The sequence below is a fragment of the Methylobacterium aquaticum genome, from assembly GCF_016804325.1.
GTDB lineage: Bacteria > Pseudomonadota > Alphaproteobacteria > Rhizobiales > Beijerinckiaceae > Methylobacterium > Methylobacterium aquaticum_C.
Genome location: NZ_CP043627.1, coordinates 2,858,130 through 2,879,402 on the forward strand (window position 1 = coordinate 2,858,130; position 21,273 = coordinate 2,879,402).

The 21,273-nt window shown below is 69.6% G+C and carries 28 protein-coding genes; 2 read left to right on the forward strand and 26 right to left on the reverse strand.

Features of this window, described 5'->3' with window-relative positions; translation table 11 throughout:
- Positions 1–183 precede the first annotated feature (183 nt).
- The 26 genes from F1D61_RS13015 to F1D61_RS13140 form a co-directional block, all read right to left on the reverse strand.
- The gene (locus tag F1D61_RS13015; protein ID WP_203158373.1) at positions 184–1,431 is read right to left on the reverse strand and encodes a phage head morphogenesis protein; all 1,248 of its coding nucleotides are present in this window, start codon (positions 1,429–1,431) and stop codon (positions 184–186) included.
- Positions 1,424–1,975, reverse strand: a complete 552-nt coding sequence (locus tag F1D61_RS13020) for a hypothetical protein (RefSeq protein ID WP_203158374.1) — start codon at positions 1,973–1,975, stop codon at positions 1,424–1,426. Before F1D61_RS13020 ends, F1D61_RS13015 begins: the two co-directional genes overlap by 8 nt.
- Before the next feature lie 32 nt (positions 1,976–2,007).
- A complete protein-coding gene (locus F1D61_RS13025) occupies positions 2,008–3,540 on the reverse strand; it encodes a DUF935 domain-containing protein (protein WP_246775856.1) in 1,533 nt (510 codons plus the stop codon).
- 62 nt (positions 3,541–3,602) lie between these two features.
- Positions 3,603–4,697 (reverse strand): hypothetical protein, encoded by a 1,095-nt coding sequence (locus F1D61_RS13030; protein ID WP_203158376.1) that lies wholly within the window; start codon positions 4,695–4,697, stop codon positions 3,603–3,605.
- Positions 4,685–5,182 carry a hypothetical protein gene (locus tag F1D61_RS13035; RefSeq protein ID WP_203158377.1) on the reverse strand — a complete coding sequence of 166 codons (498 nt, stop codon included), beginning with the start codon at positions 5,180–5,182 and terminating at the stop codon, positions 4,685–4,687. The genes F1D61_RS13030 and F1D61_RS13035 overlap by 13 nt, the downstream gene beginning before the upstream one ends.
- Complete coding sequence (locus tag F1D61_RS13040) at positions 5,172–5,828, reverse strand: phage protein Gp27 family protein (RefSeq protein WP_203158378.1); 657 nt, start codon at positions 5,826–5,828, stop codon at positions 5,172–5,174. Before F1D61_RS13040 ends, F1D61_RS13035 begins: the two co-directional genes overlap by 11 nt.
- A gap of 1 nt (position 5,829) precedes the next feature.
- The gene (locus tag F1D61_RS13045) at positions 5,830–6,135 is read right to left on the reverse strand and encodes a VpaChn25_0724 family phage protein (RefSeq protein ID WP_246775857.1); all 306 of its coding nucleotides are present in this window, start codon (positions 6,133–6,135) and stop codon (positions 5,830–5,832) included.
- A 1-nt stretch (position 6,136) separates the two neighbouring features.
- Positions 6,137–6,535, reverse strand: a complete 399-nt coding sequence (locus F1D61_RS13050; RefSeq protein ID WP_203158379.1) for a hypothetical protein — start codon at positions 6,533–6,535, stop codon at positions 6,137–6,139.
- The gene (locus tag F1D61_RS13055; RefSeq protein ID WP_203158380.1) at positions 6,532–6,948 is read right to left on the reverse strand and encodes a hypothetical protein; all 417 of its coding nucleotides are present in this window, start codon (positions 6,946–6,948) and stop codon (positions 6,532–6,534) included. The genes F1D61_RS13050 and F1D61_RS13055 overlap by 4 nt, the downstream gene beginning before the upstream one ends.
- Positions 6,948–7,406, reverse strand: coding sequence for a hypothetical protein (locus tag F1D61_RS13060; RefSeq protein ID WP_203158381.1), 459 nt, complete (start codon positions 7,404–7,406; stop codon positions 6,948–6,950). The genes F1D61_RS13055 and F1D61_RS13060 overlap by 1 nt, the downstream gene beginning before the upstream one ends.
- Positions 7,407–7,411: 5 nt before the next feature.
- Complete coding sequence (locus tag F1D61_RS13065) at positions 7,412–7,702, reverse strand: hypothetical protein (protein ID WP_203158382.1); 291 nt, start codon at positions 7,700–7,702, stop codon at positions 7,412–7,414.
- A complete protein-coding gene (locus F1D61_RS13070; protein ID WP_203158383.1) occupies positions 7,702–7,980 on the reverse strand; it encodes a hypothetical protein in 279 nt (92 codons plus the stop codon). The genes F1D61_RS13065 and F1D61_RS13070 overlap by 1 nt, the downstream gene beginning before the upstream one ends.
- 24 nt (positions 7,981–8,004) lie before the next feature.
- Positions 8,005–8,790, reverse strand: a complete 786-nt coding sequence (locus tag F1D61_RS13075) for a glycoside hydrolase family protein (protein ID WP_203158384.1) — start codon at positions 8,788–8,790, stop codon at positions 8,005–8,007.
- Between the two features lie 92 nt (positions 8,791–8,882).
- Complete coding sequence (locus tag F1D61_RS13080) at positions 8,883–9,299, reverse strand: hypothetical protein (RefSeq protein ID WP_203158385.1); 417 nt, start codon at positions 9,297–9,299, stop codon at positions 8,883–8,885.
- Between the two features lie 437 nt (positions 9,300–9,736).
- Positions 9,737–10,612, reverse strand: coding sequence for a helix-turn-helix domain-containing protein (locus F1D61_RS13085; protein ID WP_203158386.1), 876 nt, complete (start codon positions 10,610–10,612; stop codon positions 9,737–9,739).
- 49 nt (positions 10,613–10,661) lie between these two features.
- Positions 10,662–11,360, reverse strand: coding sequence for a regulatory protein GemA (locus F1D61_RS13090; RefSeq protein WP_203158387.1), 699 nt, complete (start codon positions 11,358–11,360; stop codon positions 10,662–10,664).
- 333 nt (positions 11,361–11,693) lie between these two features.
- On the reverse strand, positions 11,694–11,975 hold the full coding sequence (locus F1D61_RS13095; RefSeq protein ID WP_203158388.1) for a hypothetical protein: 282 nt from the start codon (positions 11,973–11,975) through the stop codon (positions 11,694–11,696).
- Entirely contained in the window at positions 11,975–12,193 is a 219-nt protein-coding gene (locus F1D61_RS13100; RefSeq protein ID WP_203158389.1) for a hypothetical protein, read from the reverse strand. Before F1D61_RS13100 ends, F1D61_RS13095 begins: the two co-directional genes overlap by 1 nt.
- 50 nt (positions 12,194–12,243) lie before the next feature.
- The gene (locus F1D61_RS35375) at positions 12,244–12,813 is read right to left on the reverse strand and encodes a helix-turn-helix domain-containing protein (RefSeq protein ID WP_203158390.1); all 570 of its coding nucleotides are present in this window, start codon (positions 12,811–12,813) and stop codon (positions 12,244–12,246) included.
- Positions 12,810–13,160 (reverse strand): hypothetical protein, encoded by a 351-nt coding sequence (locus tag F1D61_RS13110; RefSeq protein ID WP_203158391.1) that lies wholly within the window; start codon positions 13,158–13,160, stop codon positions 12,810–12,812. The genes F1D61_RS35375 and F1D61_RS13110 overlap by 4 nt, the downstream gene beginning before the upstream one ends.
- Positions 13,161–13,163: 3 nt before the next feature.
- The gene (locus F1D61_RS13115; protein ID WP_203158392.1) at positions 13,164–13,541 is read right to left on the reverse strand and encodes a transcriptional regulator; all 378 of its coding nucleotides are present in this window, start codon (positions 13,539–13,541) and stop codon (positions 13,164–13,166) included.
- Entirely contained in the window at positions 13,538–14,152 is a 615-nt protein-coding gene (locus tag F1D61_RS13120; RefSeq protein ID WP_203158393.1) for a hypothetical protein, read from the reverse strand. Before F1D61_RS13120 ends, F1D61_RS13115 begins: the two co-directional genes overlap by 4 nt.
- Positions 14,152–14,802, reverse strand: coding sequence for an AAA family ATPase (locus F1D61_RS13125; protein ID WP_203158394.1), 651 nt, complete (start codon positions 14,800–14,802; stop codon positions 14,152–14,154). The genes F1D61_RS13120 and F1D61_RS13125 overlap by 1 nt, the downstream gene beginning before the upstream one ends.
- Before the next feature lie 122 nt (positions 14,803–14,924).
- Entirely contained in the window at positions 14,925–16,871 is a 1,947-nt protein-coding gene (locus F1D61_RS13130; RefSeq protein ID WP_203158395.1) for a DDE-type integrase/transposase/recombinase, read from the reverse strand.
- 31 nt (positions 16,872–16,902) lie between these two features.
- Positions 16,903–17,781: a ParB/RepB/Spo0J family partition protein gene (locus F1D61_RS13135; protein ID WP_203158396.1), complete on the reverse strand. Its 879-nt coding sequence runs from the start codon at positions 17,779–17,781 to the stop codon at positions 16,903–16,905.
- A gap of 85 nt (positions 17,782–17,866) precedes the next feature.
- Positions 17,867–18,178: a helix-turn-helix domain-containing protein gene (locus F1D61_RS13140; protein WP_203158397.1), complete on the reverse strand. Its 312-nt coding sequence runs from the start codon at positions 18,176–18,178 to the stop codon at positions 17,867–17,869.
- Positions 18,179–18,434: 256 nt separating this feature from the next.
- Here F1D61_RS13140 and F1D61_RS13145 point away from each other — a divergent pair, with 256 nt between their 5' ends.
- Positions 18,435–19,127, forward strand: coding sequence for a S24 family peptidase (locus F1D61_RS13145; RefSeq protein ID WP_246775960.1), 693 nt, complete (start codon positions 18,435–18,437; stop codon positions 19,125–19,127).
- A gap of 882 nt (positions 19,128–20,009) precedes the next feature.
- Positions 20,010–21,197 carry a cystathionine beta-lyase gene (metC, locus tag F1D61_RS13150; protein WP_203158399.1) on the forward strand — a complete coding sequence of 396 codons (1,188 nt, stop codon included), beginning with the start codon at positions 20,010–20,012 and terminating at the stop codon, positions 21,195–21,197.
- Positions 21,198–21,273: the final 76 nt, after the last annotated feature.

Here is a 21,273-nt window from a genome sequence, read left to right on the forward strand (position 1 = left end):
CATCTTCAAAAGATTTCGGGCCCGGTTGGCCGTTCCGCCCGGCGAGGCCGCCCACGGGCCGATTTTCGCAAAGGCCCGTTCAAGGCCGATTGCAGGCCGGGGGAAGCGCCCATATCTTGAGGGTCGGCCCAGTCAGCCATCCGTCGCATGTCGGCGCGGGGAAGTGGCGTCCCCGGGGCCATCCTACCCTTCTCCTCTCGCCTTCCGCTCGCGCCGCAGCGCGTCGTCGAAATCCCGCTGCTTCGCGGCGTGGAAGGTCGAGACGATGAAGTGCCGGCCCTGGTCGGCCGCCTTCACGACAAGCTGCCACAAACCGTCGTCGAGATCCGCGAAGACCGAGCGATGCCGCACGGCGCCCGGCCGGCCCTCGTCCACGATGGTGCCGGTGTCGATCACCTCCTGCACCTTGCTCCAGGTCTCGGGCGTCACCGCGCGCGAGCCGCCATGCTTGTCCGTCTTCGCCCGCATCGTCGTGCTGGACACCTCGACGATCCGCGCGACGCCACCCAGTTCGGCGGCCAGCGATGGCGGCGCCACCGCGACCGGCAGGAAGACCGTCTCGGGCAGGCTCGCCATCACCCGCGGCATCGGCGAAGCGCCGATCGCCGCGATGGCAGCGCGCGCGTCCTCCTCGCCGGCCTCGGCCAGGCGCTCGTTGAGCCGCGTCACCAGCGTGCGGGCCCGCGAGAGCCCGGGATTGGTCTGCCAGCCCGGATCGATCCCGGCCGGGACCTCGCTGACCTCGCCGGTGCGGGCATTGGTGAAGACCCGCGGCGGTCCGTCGTCGGGCACCTCCTCCGTGTAGCGGATGCCGCCCGGCTTCGGCTCGGTCGCCAGGAGCCGGTCGCGCTCGCGGCCGGTGATCATCCGGACCGAGCACTTGCAGCCCCAGCCGTTCGGCGGCCAGTGCGTCGTCCACCATGGATGGTCGATCGGAAGGATGGTCCCGACCCAGCCGAGATGTTCCTGGCGCGGGTCGCTCGATGCGGTGCGGACATAGAGGGCGTAGGGGAGCGCCGCCTTGGTGCGCTGTGCCCGCTCCCACTGCCCGGCCGAGCGGGCGGAGTTCACGTTCGACCAGAAGATGGTGCGCAGGCGGCGCGGATCGGTGAAGTCCACCTCGGCTGGCGACCAGGCGCCGGTCGGGTCGGTGACCGTGCGCGGCCCGGCCCAACCGATCCTGCGCAGCTCGTCGATCATTCCTGCGCGCCAGGTCTCGAAGCCCTGGCCGGTCGCGAGCGCCCGGCCGATCGAGGCCCTGAAGGTCGTTAGAAGCTCCAGCTCGGTCGCCTTCGCCACCGTGAAGGCGTAGGCGTGCTCCTGGCCCCACACGTCCTGCCACGAGAAGGCCGGCCGCAGGCCCTTGTCGGCGAAGTAGCTCGTGACCTCGGGCGGGGTCGTGAAGCCGCGGCGGGGTTGGGGATCAGCCATCCGCAGCCATCGTCAGCCCCGGCCAGATCATCTCCCCGAACCTTGGGCCTGCTGAGATCACGAAGACCGGCCTCTGGCGAATGTGACGGGGGCTGGAGCCAGAAGCGCTCCTGATCCAGGAAACGACCGCTTCGACAGGATCCCCGCCGGGCTCGATCTCAAGGCACCGGCCGATCACATCGACCTTCCGGCCCGTGAAGTGCGCGTCCTCGGGCCGGCGCCCGAAGTGCGACAATCCGAAATCCTCCTCTCCGCGCCAGCGTGGGGGGAACCGACACGCCGGCTGCCGCTCGAAGAACCCCCAGACGTCCAGGTCGTGAATGCCCCTTCGCTCTTCCTCGGGCCGGCCTTCGCGGCATTGCCGATGATGCAAGGCGCCGCCCTGGCAGAGACACAGGAGGAGCAGCTTCCCGCTATAGATCTGCGACTTGTTGCCGGGACGCATGAGGGTGTCGAACGCTTGAAGCCCGATGGTCGCGAGCCGCCGAAGATCGTCATCCTCGATCGGACGGAATGATCGGGTATCGCGAGGTGCATCACTCATGTGGGCCTCCTGAATGGTGTCCGAAGGCCAATCTAGTCCGCCACACTGCCGATCCCACGCGCCGTCGCCGTCGCCACCGCCAGCCGCTCCAGGAGCTGCGAACCGTCCGGACCACGACGTCCGATCGCCGCTAGCGCGTCGTCGAGCGAACCGGCGCCAGCCATCGCGGCGGCGATCGGCGCAAGCAGCGGATCAGTGATCTCGCGCCAATCGCGAGCGGCTTCCGACAGAAGCGCGTCCGTCATGGTGGCAGCATCGGGGTCGACCGGATCGGCCGCCAGGCGCGCCAGGCAGCCGCCGCACCGGCAGCCGGCAACATGCCCGCGCAGGCCGGCATGGGTCGCCGCCGGGGCCGGCGGGAGCGCGGGCCTGGGTCCAGGGGAAGCGGCCACGGGCTCTGCCCGTGCCACCAGCAGTTCCTCGTTATCCTCCGGATCGGAGAGACCGAGCTTGCTCCGGACCTCGCGCTGGCCGACCCGCAACCCGAGCGGCACGAGCTTCGAGACGCCGTCGGTCAGCGCCGCCACGTCCTCCGGCTCGGCCACCGGGAAGCCGACATCGGGATAGATCTCCTGCGGCCCGAAGTTCACGGCAACGAACATCGCCACCAGGTCCCGGCGGACCGTGCTCCCGACCTGGCGCCCATCGGCCCGCAGGATGTCGCCGCGAACCTCGTTATGCACCTTGGCCTGGGCGAGCGAGCCGCCATCGTCCGAACTCATGGTCTGGCCGAGCACGAGCTTGGAGACCTGCTTGTCGATGTAGTCGAGCAGGCCGCCGAACACCGAGGTGCCGTGCTGGCCCTCGACCTTCGCGAATTCGAGCTCCATCCCCATCGGGATCACGGCCGCCGCGTCCGAGGCGATCGAGCGGACGGCCCGCAGGAGCGTGCGGATGTCGTCGGGCGAGGAGCTGACCGGGTACCGCCCGATCCGGAGCGGCATGCCGTACACCTCGGAGAAGGCCGCCCAGTCCTTCAGCGAGAACGACTGGAGCATGAATGCCCATGCCGCCGGCCGGGCGACGCCGCGGCGAAGCGGGATGCCCATCTTCGAGCGCGGCATATGCACGATGAACTTGCCCGGCGGCAGCGGCTCGCCGTCGAGGTTGCCGTCCACCGCAAGCCGCAGCTCGGTCAGCTTCACCCTGTCGAACTGGAAGAAGCGCGGATCGCGCCACGTGTAGGAGATCGGCCGCAGCAGACCGCCGGTATAGTCCCAGATCAGCTCGACGGCCGAGTATCCCTTGGCGATGCCGTCGGTCAGCTCGCCGACCATCTCGCGGAACCCGGCGCCGTCGACCAGGCCGTGGACGGCATCGCCGATCGCGGCCGGCACGCCATCCGGCACCACCACGGCCGGCGCGATCGCCTCGATCGCCAGGCGCCGGGTCTGGAGCTGCGAGGCGTAGTGCAGGTAGCGCTCCTCCATCTCCTCCGCGAGGGTGAGGTAGCGCCGGGCCTGGCCACCGGCGGCCTCGCGCAGCAGCGCGGCCAACCCTTCCGGCGAGAGGCCCGAGGCGACGCCTTCCCGGCTCACCGCGCGCACGCCGATCTCGGTCGGCATCGCGATCTCGCGGGCGAGGTCGGCGGTTGAGATAGGGCGGCCGTCGGGACCGAGGATCTTGCCTACCACAGCGTCCGCCCTCCGCCCGGAGCCTCGAACCCGAGCCCGCCTTCCGCCTCCGGTCCGTAGGCTGGGGTGTAGGCGATCACGACCGGGTCGGCCCGGCTCGCCGCATAGGCCAGCACGCCGGCAACGAAGCTGTCGCAGTGGCGCTTCAAGCCGCTCTCGCCGGCCTGGCGCACCGGCGGGATTGTCGGGATGCCGGCCTTGTAGACCGGGGTCGAGAGATCCCGCACCACGTCGGCATCCGCCGGCACCGTGATGGCGCCGTCCTCGAACGCTGCCTTGAACGGTGCGACCTCGGCCAGGTACCAGGCGACCGATAGCTTCACCTCCTCCACCCAGGCCTCGCCGTAGCGCTGGGTCGCGACCTCGGCGAGGTAGGCGCCGTTGCCGGTGGCATCGAGCTTGATCCCGGTCCGGCGCGGAAGCCGGTCGGCGAGGAAGAACAGAACCTGGCGCTGCTGCTCGAACGGCACGTTGTGCAGCTCGACGAGGAAGGGCGTGCGGCGCAGGAGGTTCTTGGTGACAGCCAGCGGCCACATCACGCTGAGGTCGGCCAGGCGCCCGAAGTCGACGCCGAGGGCGTGGCTCTCGCGCGGATCAAGCTCGGCCAGGACCGGCGCCAACTCGCGCTCGCACCAAGCCAGGATCTCGGCCTCGCGCTCCGGCGCGGGCCGGAGCTTGAACGCCGCCGGCATCGACAGGCGCAGCACCGGGATGTCGGCCCGCGCCCGCGCCTCGACCAGCACGCGCGGCAGCACCACGCCGCCGCCTTGGGCGGGCACGCAGTACAGTTCCTCGTCGGCGCCGTCGCCGTAGGTGCGGATCAGGTTCTCGCGCCAGTCCGCCTCCCCTTCCGGCGACCACACCTGGCGCCCGTTCGAGACGAGGCAGATCCGCTCGTAGAGGCCGGCACGGAGCGCCTGGTCGAGGTCGAAGCGCACGAGGCCGTAGGGCAGCCGGCCGGCGCGGATGTTGGCGATCGTTTCGGCGAAGACGTTGGCGGCGCCGTTATGGGTCGAGATCACCAGGACGCTCCCGCCCCACATGGTGAGCGCGATCGCCGCCTTCAGCACCTCCTTCAGGTCGTCCACGAAGGCGCCCTCGTCGATGATGACGAAGCCCTGCCGGCCGCGAAGCACCCGGGGCGCGAGGGCAGCGCGACGACCGAGAACCCGGAGGCGAAGTCGATGCGGGTCGCCTTGATGCCCTTCTCCGACCCGTCGTCGAACAGCACCTCGTCCTGCACCGTGATCGCCAGCTCGAGGCGGCGCGCCCAGCCGCCGGAGGCGTCCACGAACTCGCGCGCCATGTCGGCCGACGTGCCCATGTAGAGGGTGTCCATGCCGCCGGCCGCGCGTTGCGCCCCGGAGCGCAGGACCGCGTCGGCCGCCGCCCCGAAGGTGGCGCCGGTGCGCCTCGACTTCTCGACGAAGGTCACGCTGTGCGCGGCGCAGGTCCGGCTGATCTCGCCCTGGTAGGACAGGAGCGGCGGCGTGGTGCGCCAGTCGTCGGAGGTGATCCGCCCTTCCTTCCGGCGGATCTCCGCCCATTCGTCGCGGCCGATCTCACGCCCCACGGCCGGCCTCCGGGCTGATCCCGAACAGCTCGCGGCGCAGGGCCTCTGTCGCCTCGGCCGACACGCCGCGGGCTTTCGCCACCTTGTCGATCGCCTTCTCGGCCTCGGCCTTGAAGTCGGCTTCAAGCGCCCTGCGACGCTCGGCGGAGATCTTCTGTGCCTGGATCACCGCGAGGTGGGCGCGGGCCAGCTCCATCGCGCCCTTGGTGCCGATCGTCCCGCCGTCATGCTCCACCAGGTCGAGGATCAAGAGCTTGATGAACTCGCCGAGCACGACGGTGCCCTGATCGACCTTCTCGGCGGTGAATTGCGGCGCGATGCCCGAGAAGATGTGGCGGGCCTCGTCCAGTCGACGCGACATCGCCGCGAGCCTCAGGCTCTTGCGGTTGAACGCGCTCTTCGAGATCGGGTCGATGCCCTTCGCCGCGAGCCTGTCGTTCATCTCGAACAGGATCTCGTTGGCGGTGCGCTCGCGCTTGTTCAGCTCGGCGATCGCCCACACGATGTCGTCCTGGCCCTCTTCGGGCACCAGGTCCATGCTGGAGAGACGGCCGCGCCCCGGCCGGCGCTCCGGGCCGCGGTCGGCCCGGGCCTCGGCCCGGTCGGCGGCGTCGAGCACGCGGTGCTGGGGGATCTCGGCCCGCATCTCACGCCCCCAGCCGCGGCTGGCGGATGCCTTCGATCTTCGTCCGGCGCAGGCAGTGGTCGACGCCGGCCTCCGTGATCTGTGCCACCAGGATCGAACCGATCGTCGTGACCCGCGCCGCCCCCAGCTCGCCGAGCTTGTTGATCTGGGTCCGCAGGACGTCCCGTGACGGGTTGTGGCCGCAGGCATAGACCGCGTCGGCCAGGATGCTCTCGTTGCAGCGCCCGTCCGGCATCGCCGCCAGTTCCTTCAGGATGATCAGCCGCATGTCCTCGGCGATGGCCTGCCCGTAGCCCGTCCCGCTCACGTCACTCTCCCTTGCCGGCCTTCAGGCCCACGATCGCCTCGGCGGAGGCGCGCAACAGGAATTCCTCGATCCGGCCCAGCGTGGCCGTCTGCACGCCCAGCGTGGTCTGCATCCCCTCGATCTTGCCCCGGCTCTCGGCGACCGAGAGGCCGATCTGCTGGATGCTTTCCTTCGTCGGCAGGTTGTTGACGATCATCCGGACCGCGCGGAGATCGTGATCGGTCTGCCGCAGCTTCTCTTCCTGCTGGCCCAGCCGCCGCACCAGGTCGTCGAGCTTGGCATCCGTCGAGGCGGCCGGCCGGCGCTCGCGCTGGGCAAACAGCGCGATGGCGAGCACGCAGATCACGAACACCGCCACCGCGAGCGCGAGCCAGGGGTCCGACAGGGTCGCTTCGGTCATTGCACGGCCTCGGCGATGTCGGCGTCCGTGATCGCGGACGGGAGGAGCCGGCCGTCGCGCACGGCCCGCAGGATCTCGATGGTGCGCCGGAGCTGCATCCGCATCAGCTCGACGTCGGCCTGCAACTCCACCGCCCGCAGGCGGTGGCTGTCGGCATCGCGCTCCTGGCGTTCCAGGTCGGCCCGTAGCGCCAGCTCGCGGGCGGCGAGCTTGTCGACCTCGGCGATCAGGCGATCGACGAAGTCGAGGCTTTGCTTGTCCGCCCGGCGGGTCGTGTAGAGCCCGCCGAAATGCCCGATGAGCACGACCGCGAGGCCGAGCCCGACCACGACGGCGACGATGAGCGCACCCCGCGGGCCGATGCCCTCCAGGATGCGCAGGGCAGCCTCCGCCGCCTTGCCCCAGCTCTCCATCACCCCGCCTTCCGGGGCAGCCCCGCCAGGTAGACGCCGCCGACGAGGGCCCAGGCCCCGATGATCGCGTAGGCGATGACGCCCGTGGTCATCTCGACCCGCACGAGGCTCAACGCGACGAAGAGCCAGTGCCAGGCCGAGAGGAACGCCGCCCCGATCCGCAGCACCCGCCAGTAGGGCCGCACCAGGCCGATGCCGTGGAGCGCCGTCAGCAGGCAGTGCAGGGAGAACCACACCGGGTCGGAGACCCATGACAGGCCGACGAAGGCGCCGCTGTCGAAGAGCTGGGGCCGGGTCACCTCCAGGATCGCCCAGCCGGCCGGCAGGAGCATCAGACCCAGGTCGAGCCCGGGGGCGAGCGGCCCGAACAGCCACTCCGCGAAGCGGATCGGCCGCACGGCCAGGGATGTCCAGCCGCCCCGCATGCTCCAGCCCTCTCCCTGCACCGCCTGCTCCATCGTCGTCACTCTTCGCCCAGGTACCGGATGCCGTCGCTGCCTGCCTTGGCCGCCTCCAGCGCCGCACGCTCGAACAGGACATGGACCGGCGTGCGCCCCTCTTCGTTCGGCGCCCGTTGCAGCTCTGCCAGCACGCCGCGGGCGAAGGCGTACTCGTCGGTGATTGTCGGTGCGTCGCCGTCGGCCGCGCCGGTCAGCGTCGGCATCACGGCCTGGCACAGGGCCGAGACGCCGATGCTGATGGTGACCACGCCGCCGACGATCTCGACCGTGAGGGGAAGATCCTTGTTCGCCATCACTCGGCGCCCTTCTTCGTCAGCGTGACGGTCTTGGCGGCCTTGAACCGCCCGTAGATCGCCAGCAGCGTGCCGCCGAGGGCGACGCCCGCGGTGACGAAGGCGGTGGTCTGATCGGCCACGACCCGCTGCGTCTCGGCGTCGAGCTGGAAGCCGACGGCCATCCCGCCGAGGACCGAGGCCCCGGCGATGCCGGCGCCCCAGATCGTGCGCGACCGCCACCACGGCTTCGCCCCGGAGGCGACGGCCGCCGCCTCCGTCAAATCGGTCTGGTCCATGGTGATGCTCCTGGGAGGGCCGCGTCAGGCGGCCATGGGGAGGTCGAGCGCCTGGCCGGCGAGCGGGTACATCGCGACCTGCGGGGCGGTGCCGGCACGCAGGAGGGCCGCGGCGATGGCGGCGCGGGTCGCGGGGCCGACGCGGCCGTCCGCGGTGAGGCCGGGCGTGGCGGCCTGGAACCTCTCGACCGCCGCCTCCGTCTTCAGCCCGAAATCGCCGTCATCGTTCCCGGCCAGGAGGTAGCCGAGCCGCATCAGGTCGACCTGGAGCGCGCGGACGCCCTCCGGGTAGGCCGAGCCGCGGGCGAGCACGACGCCGACGGTCTCGTCCCCGTCGCTCGCGAGGGTGAGGCCGTACTGGCCGGTCTCGAACAGGGTGCGCTCCGCCGCCCGGCGGCGCACGAGGCCGCTCATCACCTTGCCGGCCGCCTTGTTCCAGCGGGGGAAGGCAGCGGCGGCGTCGAGCCAGCGATTGCCGTTGATGTGGCTGACGATGGAGCTTTTGCGGAAGTTCTCCGACCCGATGTTGAAGCAGAGCGACACGCATGCGTCGAACTGATGCTGCTTCAACGGCCGCTTCACGGCCTTCTCAACCCAGGCCTCGAACACACGGAGGTCGGCCGCCAGGATCTCGAACGCCTTGGCCCGGGTGATGGCCATTCCCGGCGCGACCCTCGGGAGGCCCGCCGCCGAGGTGTGTCCGATGCCGATGGTCCAGGGCGCGCCGCCGGTGGCGGGATCGGGGTAGGCGCGGAGCACCACACCCTCGAAGGCGGCGAGGAACTGCCGGCCGTATTCCGATGTCTGCATGATCCGGGTCCCGGCGAGCGAAGCAGTTGGCCCGCTCACAATCCCGGAATTCCCGTCTCAGGGTGACGGCGAAGCGCTTCGCCTGATCGACTTCAGAAGCCGAAGTTGCCCTGGTCGTCGTCGCCGTGCTCCCGCCGGCGCGCCAGGTGCATCTGCACCCCGCGCCGCGTCATGCCAGCTTGGCGGGCAATGTCCGTGGTGCGCAAGCCCTGCGCCGCAAGATCGGCCAGGCGCCTCGCGCGCTGCCGGCGCTCGCGCATGTAGGACCCCGCCGGTCCTATAGGAAACTCGATCTCGACGCCTTGGCTGCCGACGGCGAAGTGATCGATGATGGTGGCTGCCGCCTCAGGCCCGACTGCCTTGATGAGCCAGTTGTCCGCCGACGGCCGGCGCGCGATGTAGGCGCGCGTGCCGCCGACGGCCTCGGCAACCGCGAGGGCTGCGCCGACGCCGACGAGATCGGCGATCTCGCCAAGCACTCCGGGGAGGCCGTGGCCAGCTTTGCTCATGGCGCAGCCTCAGACCCGAAGAGATCCATCTGCCCCCCCGGCGAGCACCTTCCGGTGCGAGGTCTTCCGCGGCGATCGGCTCCCACCGGATCAGCACTCCGGAGAACAGCAGCACGCCCGGGTGCCGGCCGCGCCAGAACATCGTCATGGCCGCCCAGTCGCAGAACCCGTCGCTCCAGGCGAAGGCGTCAAGATCATCCAGCGCGGTGTGCTTGACGTGGGGCAGGATCACCACCCCGGCGTCCAGGTCGAGCTGGACGGGCCAGACCACCTCGCAGAGCGGCTGGGCAATCAAGCGGCAGTGCTCGGTCCGCATGCCCTGGTAGAGCTGCATCGCCTCGCCCGGGCGGGCGTGACGCGAGCGGCCCGCCCGCTCCGCCCGGATGGTCTGGCGCTTGTTGCCCTTGCGGATGTAGGGGACGAATTGTGGATCGAAGTTATAGGCGACCATCGGCACCTCCCAGGGGCTCGATCCGCTCCCAGACCTCCAGGCCGTCGTGTCCCGGGTCGATCGCAGCCCTGACCTCCGGATGCCGGAACCAGCCCGGGCAGGTGAGGCAGAGCGCGCAGAGTGGCGGGGTCGGCACCGACGTGGCGACGATCGCCACGATGTGCCGGCCGCATTCGCAGCAGTCGAACTCAGCGCTCATGGGAGCCTCGCCCTGACCAGCGCGTGGACCGCCCCCCCGGAGACCGGCAGCGGGGCGGTTGCGGGTCTCGGCCTGGCTGGCCGCCAGTTCGCGCCAGGTGCGGCGCACCCGCTGGCCTGACGATGCTTCGGCCGGCGCGGGACCGGCCGGCGCAGCGGCCCGACCGGCGGCGTCCAGCTCGGCCTTGAGGCGGGCCACCTCCGCCTCGGCCTGGGCGATGATGGCACCCAGTTCGGTCGCAAGACGGGTATTCTCACGCTGAAGCGCAGCGACCCGATCGGAGAGTTCCGCCGTCAGGTCGGGCCCGTCCGCCCGCATCCCGGACACGGTCCGGTACAACCGGTCGGCGTCTGGGGCCTCAACGAAGAAACCCTCGCCCCACTGCGTCCGGATCGTTATCCCAGCGTCGGCCGCCCGAAGCTTCGCGCGGATCTTGCAGACGAACGTGGCGATGATTTTCTCGTCGGCATCCGGCTCCAGGCCGTAGAGCGCGACCATGAGGTTGGGCACGGACACCACGTTGCCGCGCGCCCGCACCAAGGCGGCGACCAGGCGCGTCTCCTTCGGGGTCAGTCCCCATTCCGCGGGATAGGCCGGCGTGCTCTCGGCCGCCTCGCGGTACTGCCGAACCTGCTCCTCAAGGAGGTCGATCCGGTCGCGCATGTCGCGCACGACGTGGGGCGAGACGCCGTCGTCGAGGCAGTGGAGCGGCCTATTCATCGTCGCCTCCCGCCGCCTGCGCGGCGCGGATCAGCACGCCGAGATCGTTCGAGACGCGATAGAGCGCGTGCGTCAGGGCCGGGTCGGAGACCGACCTGAACCGGCTGCGGTCCCCATGCACCACCTGGCCGGCGTATTCCCGCAGGCCGTCGTCGCCCGGCGGGAACTCCGCGACCGCATCGAGGGCGACCGCGCGCCGCCACTGCGCCACCAGCACCGCCTGGGTCGCCGCGGGGCCGGATGCCATCCGGCCGGTCGGCCAGTCGACGCCGGCCGACCGCTCCAGCCACGCCTTCACGCCCTCGATCACGGCCTGCGCCTGGTGTTGGTCGATCAGGAACCGGGAATGCGAGACCCCGAACCGATCCTCGATGAAGGCGTGGAGCGCGGCATCGCTCTTGTTGCGGATGACGCCGAGGTTCCAGCCACTGATCCACAGCGCCCAGAGCTTCTTCGCGAACGGGCCGTCCGCCCGGTCCTTCCTGGGCTTTTGAAGCGCCCTTAAACGAGCGATCACGGCATCGGCCTGTGGTTCGGTCAGGTCGCTCGACGAGGCGACGCCGACACCGGCGAGCAACCCGCGGTAGCTCGCGTCGTCGAGGCCGACGTCCCTGCGGATCGCGTGGATGGCCCGGCGCTGGCCGGCCTGGATCGGCCGCTCGGCCGTGGTGGTGGCGCGACGGGCGGTCATGCGGCTCTCCTGAGATAGTCGGCGAGCGCCCGGGCGATGATGACCTCCGGGACCTCGTCGCGGGCAGCGGCGAGGGCCAGGAGCTGCGCATCGGCCTCCGGCTCGAGGTGGACGGTGTGGGTGCCGGCGTCGGGGCGAGGCGGATGCCGCGGCCGCGCCCCGGCTCGCGCCGCACCACGCCCTTGCGGACCAGTTGCGAGACCACCCGGTGGGCGTTGCCCTTCGAGACGCCGACTTCGGCGAGTTCGTCGTAGCTCGGCGCCCGGCCGATGGTGAGGATGTCCCGGCGGATGCGGGCGTAGACCCGTTGCTCGACAGGCGTGAGGGTGCCTTTCACAGCGGCAGCCCTCCCGTCGCGGCGGGGCCGGTCCGATCGGCGAGGCGGCGGGTGACCTGCCCCTGGAACGACCGCGCCGCCTCCAGCGCCTCCACGTCGGAGGCCGCCTCCGGGATGCCCGGAACGAGCAGGGTCCGGCCGTCGTAGGCGTGCCGCGCCACCACCTCGACGATGCGGCGCAGATTGCGGCCCCGGGCCGAGACGAGGGGCAGGCTGCCGCGCGGGGCGCGGCGGCCGATCCCGATGACGCCGTCGCGAGAACAATAGACGACGGGCATCACGCCACCTCGTCGCGCGGGAGGATGCGGAGCGAGGCCTTCTCCACCATGAACGACAGGCCGTCGTCGGCCTCCAGGAGCACGTGCGTCGCAGACAGCTCCTTCCTGACCATGCCGGTGATGTCGCCGCCGCCGTTCGGGTCGACGACGGCGACCCGGACCGGCCGGGTGGCCGACAGGTCGAGGACGGACAGGGTCATGGCGTCGACCGGCAACATCAGGGGCCTCGGGGGCTGGTGGGGGAGCGGGGCGAGAAGCACTGGGGCGGTCATCGCAACCCCCGGGCGTCGGCGTATTCGCGGTAGGTGCTAACGAGGGCGTCGAAGTCGTCGTCCGCCCGGCGGCGGGCACTGGGCTCCAGCCGCGTGTGCCGGGCGAGCGCCAGCGCCGACCGGCTCGCGACGTAATGGCGGACGGCATCGATCACGCGGATCGTGTCCGGGCTGTCACGCGTCGGGGTGACCGAGAGACGGACCGACGCCCCAGGCTCAACCACCTCTTGAAGGCCGGCCATGAAGCGCACCTCGGCGGTATTGATGCGCTCTTCGAGGTCCAGCAGGCGGCCCGCCAGGACGTGATCCCGTCCGGCCTCCTCGGCTACGACCCGGACCGCGTGCAGTACCGTCGTGTGATCCTTGTTGAAGTACCGCCCGATCGCCGGGAGAGACTGTCCGGTCAGGCGGTGCGCCAAGAACATCGCGACCTGGCGCGGCTTGACGTCCTCGTTCCTGCGGCGCGAGCCTCGCATCTCCGCGAGCGACGAGCCGTAATCGTCGGCGACGATCAAGGCGACGTGCCGGATGGTGAGGTGCCGGGCGGTGAGGGAATGATCGCTCATCGCGCCACCTCACGAGCGAGCGCGGTCGGCAGGCGCACCACGCGGCCCTCCGGGTCGAGCGCGACGGCGAGGCGGGCGAGCTGGCGGCGCTCGACCGGGGTGCGCGGACCGGACAGCGGCACCACGTTCTGGTCCAGCGCGCCCGGCAGCGGGAGCACGTGGTGCTCCAGGAGGCCGGCATCCTCCATGCGGGAGCACAACTGCGCGATCGCCAGGATCGCGTCGCTCAAGCCGTCGACCGCGGCGTGGCACAGTGCCTGGTCGACGAAGGTGCCGCCCTTCTCGGCACCGTCCTCGAACAGCTCCAGCAGCTTTTCGAGGCCCAGGATGGGGTTGACGAGGTCCATGGTTCAACCCTCCTTCAGGCGGGAGTGGGGGCAGCCGGAGCGGCAGGCGTGGAACATCGCCACGCGGTCGGATGAGGTCTGAGCGAAGGGCTTGGCCTGCCACGCCATGCAGACGTCGCGGCGCATCCGGCCCTTGCGCGGGCAGACGACGTGCTGGCCGAGAAAGGCGCCGCGGGTGCGCTCGGCGATCTCGGCGACGTCACCGGTGTATTTGTTGGCGAGCGTGGCGCTGACGGCGGAGGGGGAGTAGCCGATCAGGCGGGCCACCTCGCCCTGCGTCTTGCTCGTGCAGGCTTCCGCCAATGCGACCACCCAATCGGGTGGATCGGGCCAGCTCTCGCGCACCCGGGCGAGGAAGTCGGTGCGAGGGCGGCCGGTCACGACTGCACCTCGCTCGCCTCGACGGGCCCGACGGCCCGGCCCGTGTTCTGGTCGAACACGATCTCGCCGCGCAGGATCACCGGCGGCAGCGGGCCAAGCCCGGCCCGAGCGCGCCACAGGGCAGGCACACCGGGCTTCCTCGGGCGGATACACCGCAGCAGGCCCGCGCGGGACAGGTGGGTGATGTAAGTCCGCGCCGTGAGGTGCTTGACCGTCAGGCTCTCGGTCGAGGCATAGAAGGCAAGATCCTGGGCGGTCACGCCCTGGCGCCCCAGCGGCCCGCGCAGGACGTTCCACATCGCCGTGCGGATCCGGCCCTGCTCTCCCGGCTTGCCGTCCCGGCGCAGGCACGGCGTGGCGAGCTGGGTGCGCAGCAGCCGGTAGCGTCCCTCCCCGCCCTCGTCCGCCGCCGCGAACCCGCCCGCGACCAGTCGACCGACGAAGTCGCAGATGTCGCCCCGGTTGACCGGCGCGGCGCATCGATCCGCGATCTCGCCGGTGGTCCAGGCCTCTCCGCGCTGGTGCAGGGAGAGGATCACCGACCAGTAGTGGTCCTGGCCGCGCAGGACGACGCCGCCCGGCGGCACCTCGAAGCGGAGGTTGCGCGGCATCAGACGCCTCCCTGGGCGTAATCCGCCACCAGCACTCGGTTAAGGTTACGGCTCCGGGCGAGGTTCGAGACCTTGTAGAGGGCGTTCGCCACGCGGCGTGTCGAGCCCTTCGCCTCCGCAACGATGTAGTCCAGCAGCTCGTAATCGACGTCGATACCCGGCGCGATCATCCCGGCCAGCTCGCCGGCGTCCTCGGCATCGCAGGGCAGCGCCTCGACCCGCTCCAGCACGCGGCCGTCGCAGCGCTCATAGGCTTGGAGCTTGTTCTTCAACTGCTCTTCGCCGACGAGGATGACCGGCGCCCGGGTCATTTCCTGGAGGTCGCGGGCCAGCTCGATCATCCGCTTGTCGATGAGCTTGTCCGCCTCGTCGATGATGACGGCGCGGCCGTAATCCATGCCGAGGAGCCCGATGATCTCGCGCATCATTGCCGAGATCGTGCCGCGCGGGCGCTGGCCCAGCTCCTCCAGAAAGGCGACGCAGAAATCCCTCCGCGTCCAGAACTCGCGGACCTCGATGTAGAGGCAGTTCTCCTCGTTCTGGGCGTAGGTGCTGGCGACCGTCTTGCCGTAGCCCGAACGGCCGTAGAACAGGCCGAAGCCTGCGGACTGCTCCGGGCGCTGCCGAACCGTCTCGATCAGCGTCATCATCGCGCTGACATTCTTAAGGATAGCGGTAGAGCCGCCCTTGACCGGCGTCGCGTGCATGTTCATTGATGCCTCACTGATTTTCCTGTCGATGGCCCTGGATCAAGTCCGGGGCCTTTTTTTATTCACGCCCCGCTGTTCGGGGTCTTCTTCTGTTCGCGGTCGTGGATCTTGCGCAGAGCCACGTATTCGGGGGTGCCCTGGTAGCGCCCGAGGCTGATCAGCTCGTCGGGCTCCACGGCCTCGCCGGCCGCGTGCCGCAACTCCACCGCGAGCATCCGGGCGAAGCGCTGGCGCGAGGTCTCCTGCTGGCGCAGCGGCGTGACATTGGGCGCCTGGCGCGCCTGCTCCCGCAGGCGGGCATGGGTCGCCGCGGCGGCCTCCGAGAGGGGCTTTGCCACCGGCCCGCGCCCGCGCTGGACCGCGGCGTCGCGGGCTGCGGCGATGTGCGGGGTGGTGTGCTCAACCTCGGGCCGCGGGAACGGCACCACGTCGGCCTTCTCCGCCGCACGCCCGGCCGCGTCGCGCTCCCAGACTTTGCGGGCCCGCTGGGCGAGGTTCGGCCCCTTGCGCAGCTCGCGGCGGATCTTCTCGACCTGCTTCGTGCGCTCGGCCAGCACCTCGGCGCGGATCTCGCGCTCTGCTGCGACCAGGGCCGCCGCCGGCAGGCCGGAGAGCTGGGCGTTGACCGCCTCGCCAAGGAAGGTCTCGCCGTCGGGCTCGAACAGGTAGAGGCGCCCCAGGTCGAGGGGATCGCGCCGGACGAACACGCGGGTGCCGGGCAGGATCGCGCCGCAATGGTAGGCGTGGTTCTCGACGTGGATGCCGGTCTTCGTCATCACGCGAGTGCCGTCGCCCCGCGCGGCCGGCGCCAGCAGGAGGTCGAGGGCGCGCACGTCGACCCGGCGCACCGTGTGCGAGGCCTGCGCCGCCGCCTCGGCCGGGGTCTGACCCTTGAGCCCCTTGTGGGCGCGGTGCTCGTAATGCAGCTCGGCCCAGGCATCCACGTGGGCCTGCATCTCGGCGGCGGTGAGCTGAACCGCGAAGGTCGCGGCGTCGTCGGCACCTAAGCGTTGGGCGAAGGACTTCCGGCCCTCGATCGCCTTCCGGTCGGCCACGCTGTGCCCGACGAAGCCCGGGAGTAGCGTTGTCGCGTCATGCTGGAAAGTCTTGATCAGACGCTCGACGTGGCCCTTCTGCTCCGGCGAGAAGGCGTCCGAGGTGACCGCAGTAATGCCGAGCGAGGCCAGCAGGCGTTGCGTGGACTTCGCAACGAAATCGCTGCCGTTGTCGGTCTTGATTTCGGATGGGGCGCCCCAGGCCATGATGGCCTTGCGCAGGAGCAACCCCACCGCCTCGGCCCTGGGCGTGCGCGACATGTAGAACACGCCGCGGCGGGTCGCGATGTCGATACAGACGTAGATGGAATGGCGCCCGTCTGTGCAGAGCGCGTCGACCGGCGAGGCGTCAATCTGCCAGAGCTGGTTCGGCTCGCCGATGTGCCGCAGCGATCCGGAGCCCGACAGCTGCATGTGCGAGCGGAAGCGGTCCGGGTCGGTGAGCTTCGTGAGCACCACCTTCTCGGCCTCTTTCAGAGCCTTCAAAGCAGCCTGAAAGGTGCGCAGGGGCGGCATGGCGACCGTGCTGCCCCGGACCGTGATCTTGTCTCCGAACTCGTCCCGGCAGAGGGTGCGGACATGCGCTGCCGAGAGGTGCGGCTGGTGGGCGATCAGTCCGAGGATCCAGGCACGCACCTTGCCGTCATTGGCGGTATCAAGGACACCAGTGCCCTTGCGGGCGGCACCGCGATCGAAGGCCAGTCCGTCGCGGTCCTTGGCCGCCTCTGCGCGCCAGCGGGCGAGTGTCCGGCGGGAGAAGGACGGCACCAATTCGCGCACCCAAGCCTCGATCGCGAAGGTGCCGGCCTGGTACTTCGCGACGAACAGTTGCTCGCAGCCCTGAGCGTTCCCGAGCGCTCCGCGACCCGCTACGTCGCCGCCGTAGCCGACGGTGACCGGCTCGGGCGCGTAGGCCGCGAGATCGTGGGCATTGGGGTCGCGGGGCGGGGGCATCAGGCTCGCGCCTCAGTGGGACGGTCCGTCATCACGCCGCTCCCCGCCCGGGGGCCGCTCGACGACCGGTGCCACGCGCCGCCGACCATCGCTCGATCGCCTCGGCGTTGAGGTCGAAGAAGCGGTCCTGATCCTTCGGCGGGAGCCGGGAGAAGGTCTGGTGGATCTTGTCCGTGGGTGAGAGGCGCGGTGCGGCCGGCGTGCCGTCGAGGGCGATGATCGCCTCCGCCACCGTGGCTGCCCGCGGCTCGGAGGCCGTGAGCATGTCGATGACGGAAACCTGACGGGCGGCCGTCTGGTCGGCGAGCGCCAGCAGCTCGGCGCGGCTGTTCGCCGAGGCATGGCCGACCAGGCGGTGCCCCTGCTCCGGCGGGATCGAGGCGATCCGCAGGTAGCGAGACATGGTCGGCTGCGAGATCTGGAGCGCTTTCTGAGCGGCCTCCGACAGGCTCAGAACGAAGGCATCGGCGACGTCGTCGTTGCCGGCCTCGGGAATTCCATTCCGCTGGAATGGAATTCCCTTGGGCTTTGGGCCTCGCTTGATGGTGCCGTTGACGCCCTCGTACACCCCGCGCCATGCGGCTACGTAATAGGCCCGCTCGAGCATGGTCAGCTCGGCGCGCAGGAAGTTGCTCTTGATCTCGGCGAGCCGCACGAAGGCGTCGTCGGCCAGGGCCGCTTCCGGCTCGATCGCGGCCTCGATGCCGGTGCGTCCGAGCTGAAGACACGCCGCCACGCGCCGGGCGCCGTCGATGAGCTGGAAGCGGGCACCGCGCTCGACGACGCGGATGGGCTGGACTTGCCCGTCCGCCTGAATTTCCTCGGCCAGGAGGTTGACCCAGGCCGGGTCGAGGGCGCGCAGGCGTCCTCCGACGTCTACCGATGCAAGGTCGACGGTACGCACGTTCATCACAGGGTGATCCTGCTGTGGTGGGGGAGCTGTGAACGTCGCGAGGCTTGGCCGTCAGCGATCGTGGTTAAGGCTGCCAAGGCGCTCAGGCCCGGGCTGCAATCTTGTCAGTGGGGGCGGCGCGCTTTTGCCGGGACTCTGCCAGCTGCTTCACGCTAGCTTGGCGCCGGCTCTGAACGAACCCATCGGGGAAGAGCTTGTCGAAGGGGATGTTGAGCGCTTCCGCAAGCGCATCGGCGCCCTTCCGGTTGATCCCATGAAGGGCCTGGCGACAGGCCGCCTCGTGGAGGCCGGCGGCGAGCGCAATCCCCCGGAGCGAGAGGTGACGGCGCCTGACCTCGTCTCGGATGAGGTCGGGGGTCCACCGATCGGGCTGCGTTTTCGCAGGCTGGGTCACATTCTGGCTCCTGGGAACCGCCGGCTGGCAGGCCGGCCTCTCGGGTCGCGTTGCAACAGTTGGTAGAACGATCGTATCCGTGATTTTACGGTTTTGAAAGCGGGAAAGCGCGTTCCCACTTCAATATCCGTATTTTTGCGGAATTGCGGGAGTTCTTGCTTTAAATTCAATGGCTTAAGGTATGGCAAGGCCGATAAAGGAAACCGGGAAGCCGGTTCCCGGTTTCACGAGCGGCTTCAGAGACCGGTTGGAGGCCGTGATTAACCGGGTTGGCGGCGGGCAGGCCGCTGCCGACCTAACGGGTGGCTCGATTGACCAGCTCACCTCGTGGAGGTTGGGCCGAAGCAGGCCCGATTTTTTCGCGCTGCTCCGCTTGTGCGAGGCCGCAGGGGAAACTGTGGATTGGCTCGCGAAAGGCGTGCTCCACCCTGACGTGAAACCAGACAATGTTCTATCCGTTATGAGAACGGAAAGAGAACATATGGGGCAGCAGCTAATGCAAGGCACTGTGCCGGTCGAGGGCAGCGAGGATGCTATCGCCCTGCCGCGGCTCACCATTGACGGCTCAGCGGGTCATGGCTTGATCCCAACGCGGGAGGAAATCGAGGACTATCTGTCCGTCAGTAGACGCTACTTGCGAGAGGTAGGCATCAACCCTCACTACGCGCACGTCCTGCGCCTTAGCGGTCATTCGATGGCGCCGACGCTGCTGGATAAAGACCTCGTGATCGTCGATACATCGCAGAACCGTGTTCGCGACGAAGAGATCTATGCCTTGGCTTATGGAGATGCCGTTCTGATCAAGCGCATTCGCCCCCAACTCGATGGTGGTCTGAAGATCGTCAGCGACAACAAGGGCGGTCACTACGAAGACGCCGTCGTGCCTGCTGCGGAGCGCGGCCAAGTCCGCATCGTTGGTCGCGTAGGCGGTTTCCTACGTTACGTATAGAGCATCGATCATGTCGCCATCATTCAAGAATAGATCATTGATAGAGGTCCGCGCTGCGATTTTCGCAGTCGCCCTTATTCTGCAAGCCGCTTGGGGTGCCCCCTCAAGCTACGCGTCTGGGCGTAGTGCGGATGGGCTTGAGCCACTATTCCCGTCTTCTCACGGCGAATTCTATAACGCGATGCGCGCGGCGGCCGAAAAGAATAGGCTTAGATTAGGCGCTCAAACGCCGATGCCCTGCGGCCCCGCTAGAAACGACACTCGATTTATGTATTTTTGCGAATACGAAGTGTTTCGCGTTCGGGTTGGTGCGTGGTCGTCAGGGCCTAGCGATCCGGTTTTGTTTGTAACGGCAAGGCCCTTCTTTCACGCCTCTCCCTCGGATTTGGTTTTGGCTATATCTCTCATAATAGCCGTTACTGAGGAGGCTATGTCTAACTCCGACATTCAGCGCGTCGCGGAAACCTTAGTGTCAGCTGGTCGGAGCCTCGATGGGACATCGACTTTCGACGGGAAGAATGGGCGGTTTGTGGCGCGCCTGAGCAAGGGCGGTTTCGCCCTCCTAGCCTCGGGGCTCAACAAGCCTCGTCCCTAGCAGGAGCAGAGGACAATTGAACTTGCGCGTCTGCCGTGACGAGCGCCACGCCTGTCATTTGAACCTGCGCGCCCCTCGGCGCCCACCTCATAAGCCGGAGGGCAAAATACCTTTTCCGGCCAATTACCTGTCCCGCAAAAAACCGGCCAATCCCGGTCGATCCCGGTTCTGCCAACTGAACTAGCGTCCTACAGGTCGAGGCTTGACGGCGGCGGGCGGCCCGGGATGTGCTGCATTCAGGTTTCCCTGCCCGTTTCCCGGACGCCCGATCCCACGCCAGAGGCCCGATGAGCATCACCCCGCCCCGCGACAAGAGCCGCCTCGGCACCCGCACCCGCCTGGTCCATGCCGGCCGCGACCCGTCGCAGCAGCACGGCTTCGTCAACACCCCGATCTATCGCGGCTCGACCGTGCTGTTTCCGAGCTACGACGCGATCCAGAACCGGCGGGCGGAATACACCTACGGCACCGCCGGCACGCCGACGATCCGCGCCCTCGAGACCGCCTGGACCGAGCTCGCCGGCGCCGCCGGCACGGTGCTGACGCCTTCGGGCCTCGCCGCGGTCACGGTCGGGCTCCTGTCCTGCCTCAAGGCCGGCGACCACCTGCTGGTGACCGATTCCGCCTACCGCCCGACCCGGGCCTTCTGCGACGGGTTCCTCAAGCGCTTCGGGGTCGAGACTACCTATTACGTGCCGACGATCGGCGCCGGCATCGCCGAGCTGATGCGCGACAACACGGCCGCCGTGCTCACCGAGGCGCCCGGCTCGCAGAGCTTCGAGATGCAGGACATCCCGGCGATCGCCGAGGCCGCGCATGCCCGCAGCGCCTGCGTCCTGATGGACAACACCTGGGCGACGCCGCTGCTGTTCCCGCCCCACGAGCGCGGGGTCGACATCGCCATCGAGGCGGGCACCAAGTACCTGTCGGGCGGCTCCGACCTGCTGCTCGGCCTGACCTCGGCCAACGCGCAATACTGGCCGGCCCTGCGGCGGACCTTCGACCTGTTCTCGATGTGCGCCGGGGCCGAGGACGTCTTCCTGGCCCTGCGGGGCCTGCGCACCCTGCCCTTGCGCCTGCGCGAGCACGGCGAGCAGGCGCTCAAACTCGCCCGCTGGTTCCAGGACCGGCCCGAGGTCGCCCGGGTGCTCCACCCGGCCCTGCCGGAGGATCCCGGCCACGCGATCTGGTCGCGCGACTTCCTGGGATCCTCGGGCCTGTTCTCGATCATCCTGAAGCCCTGCCCCGAGGCCGCGGTCGCGGCGATGCTCGACGGGCTGGAACTGTTCGGGATGGGGTTTTCCTGGGGCGGCTTCGAGAGCCTGGTGATCCCGTTCGACTGCGCGCCCTACCGCAGCGCCGCCCCCTGGGCCCCTGGCGGGCCGGGCCTGCGGTTCCAGGTCGGGCTGGAGGATCTCGACGACCTGACGCGGGACCTGGAGGCGGGCTTCGCGCGGCTGCGGGCGGCCTCGTGACCGCGGCGGCGGAGCGCGGGCGCTGCTGCAGGCGGTGACCCGGGCTCCGCCGGCCCTCCGGCTGCGACCGGGGGCA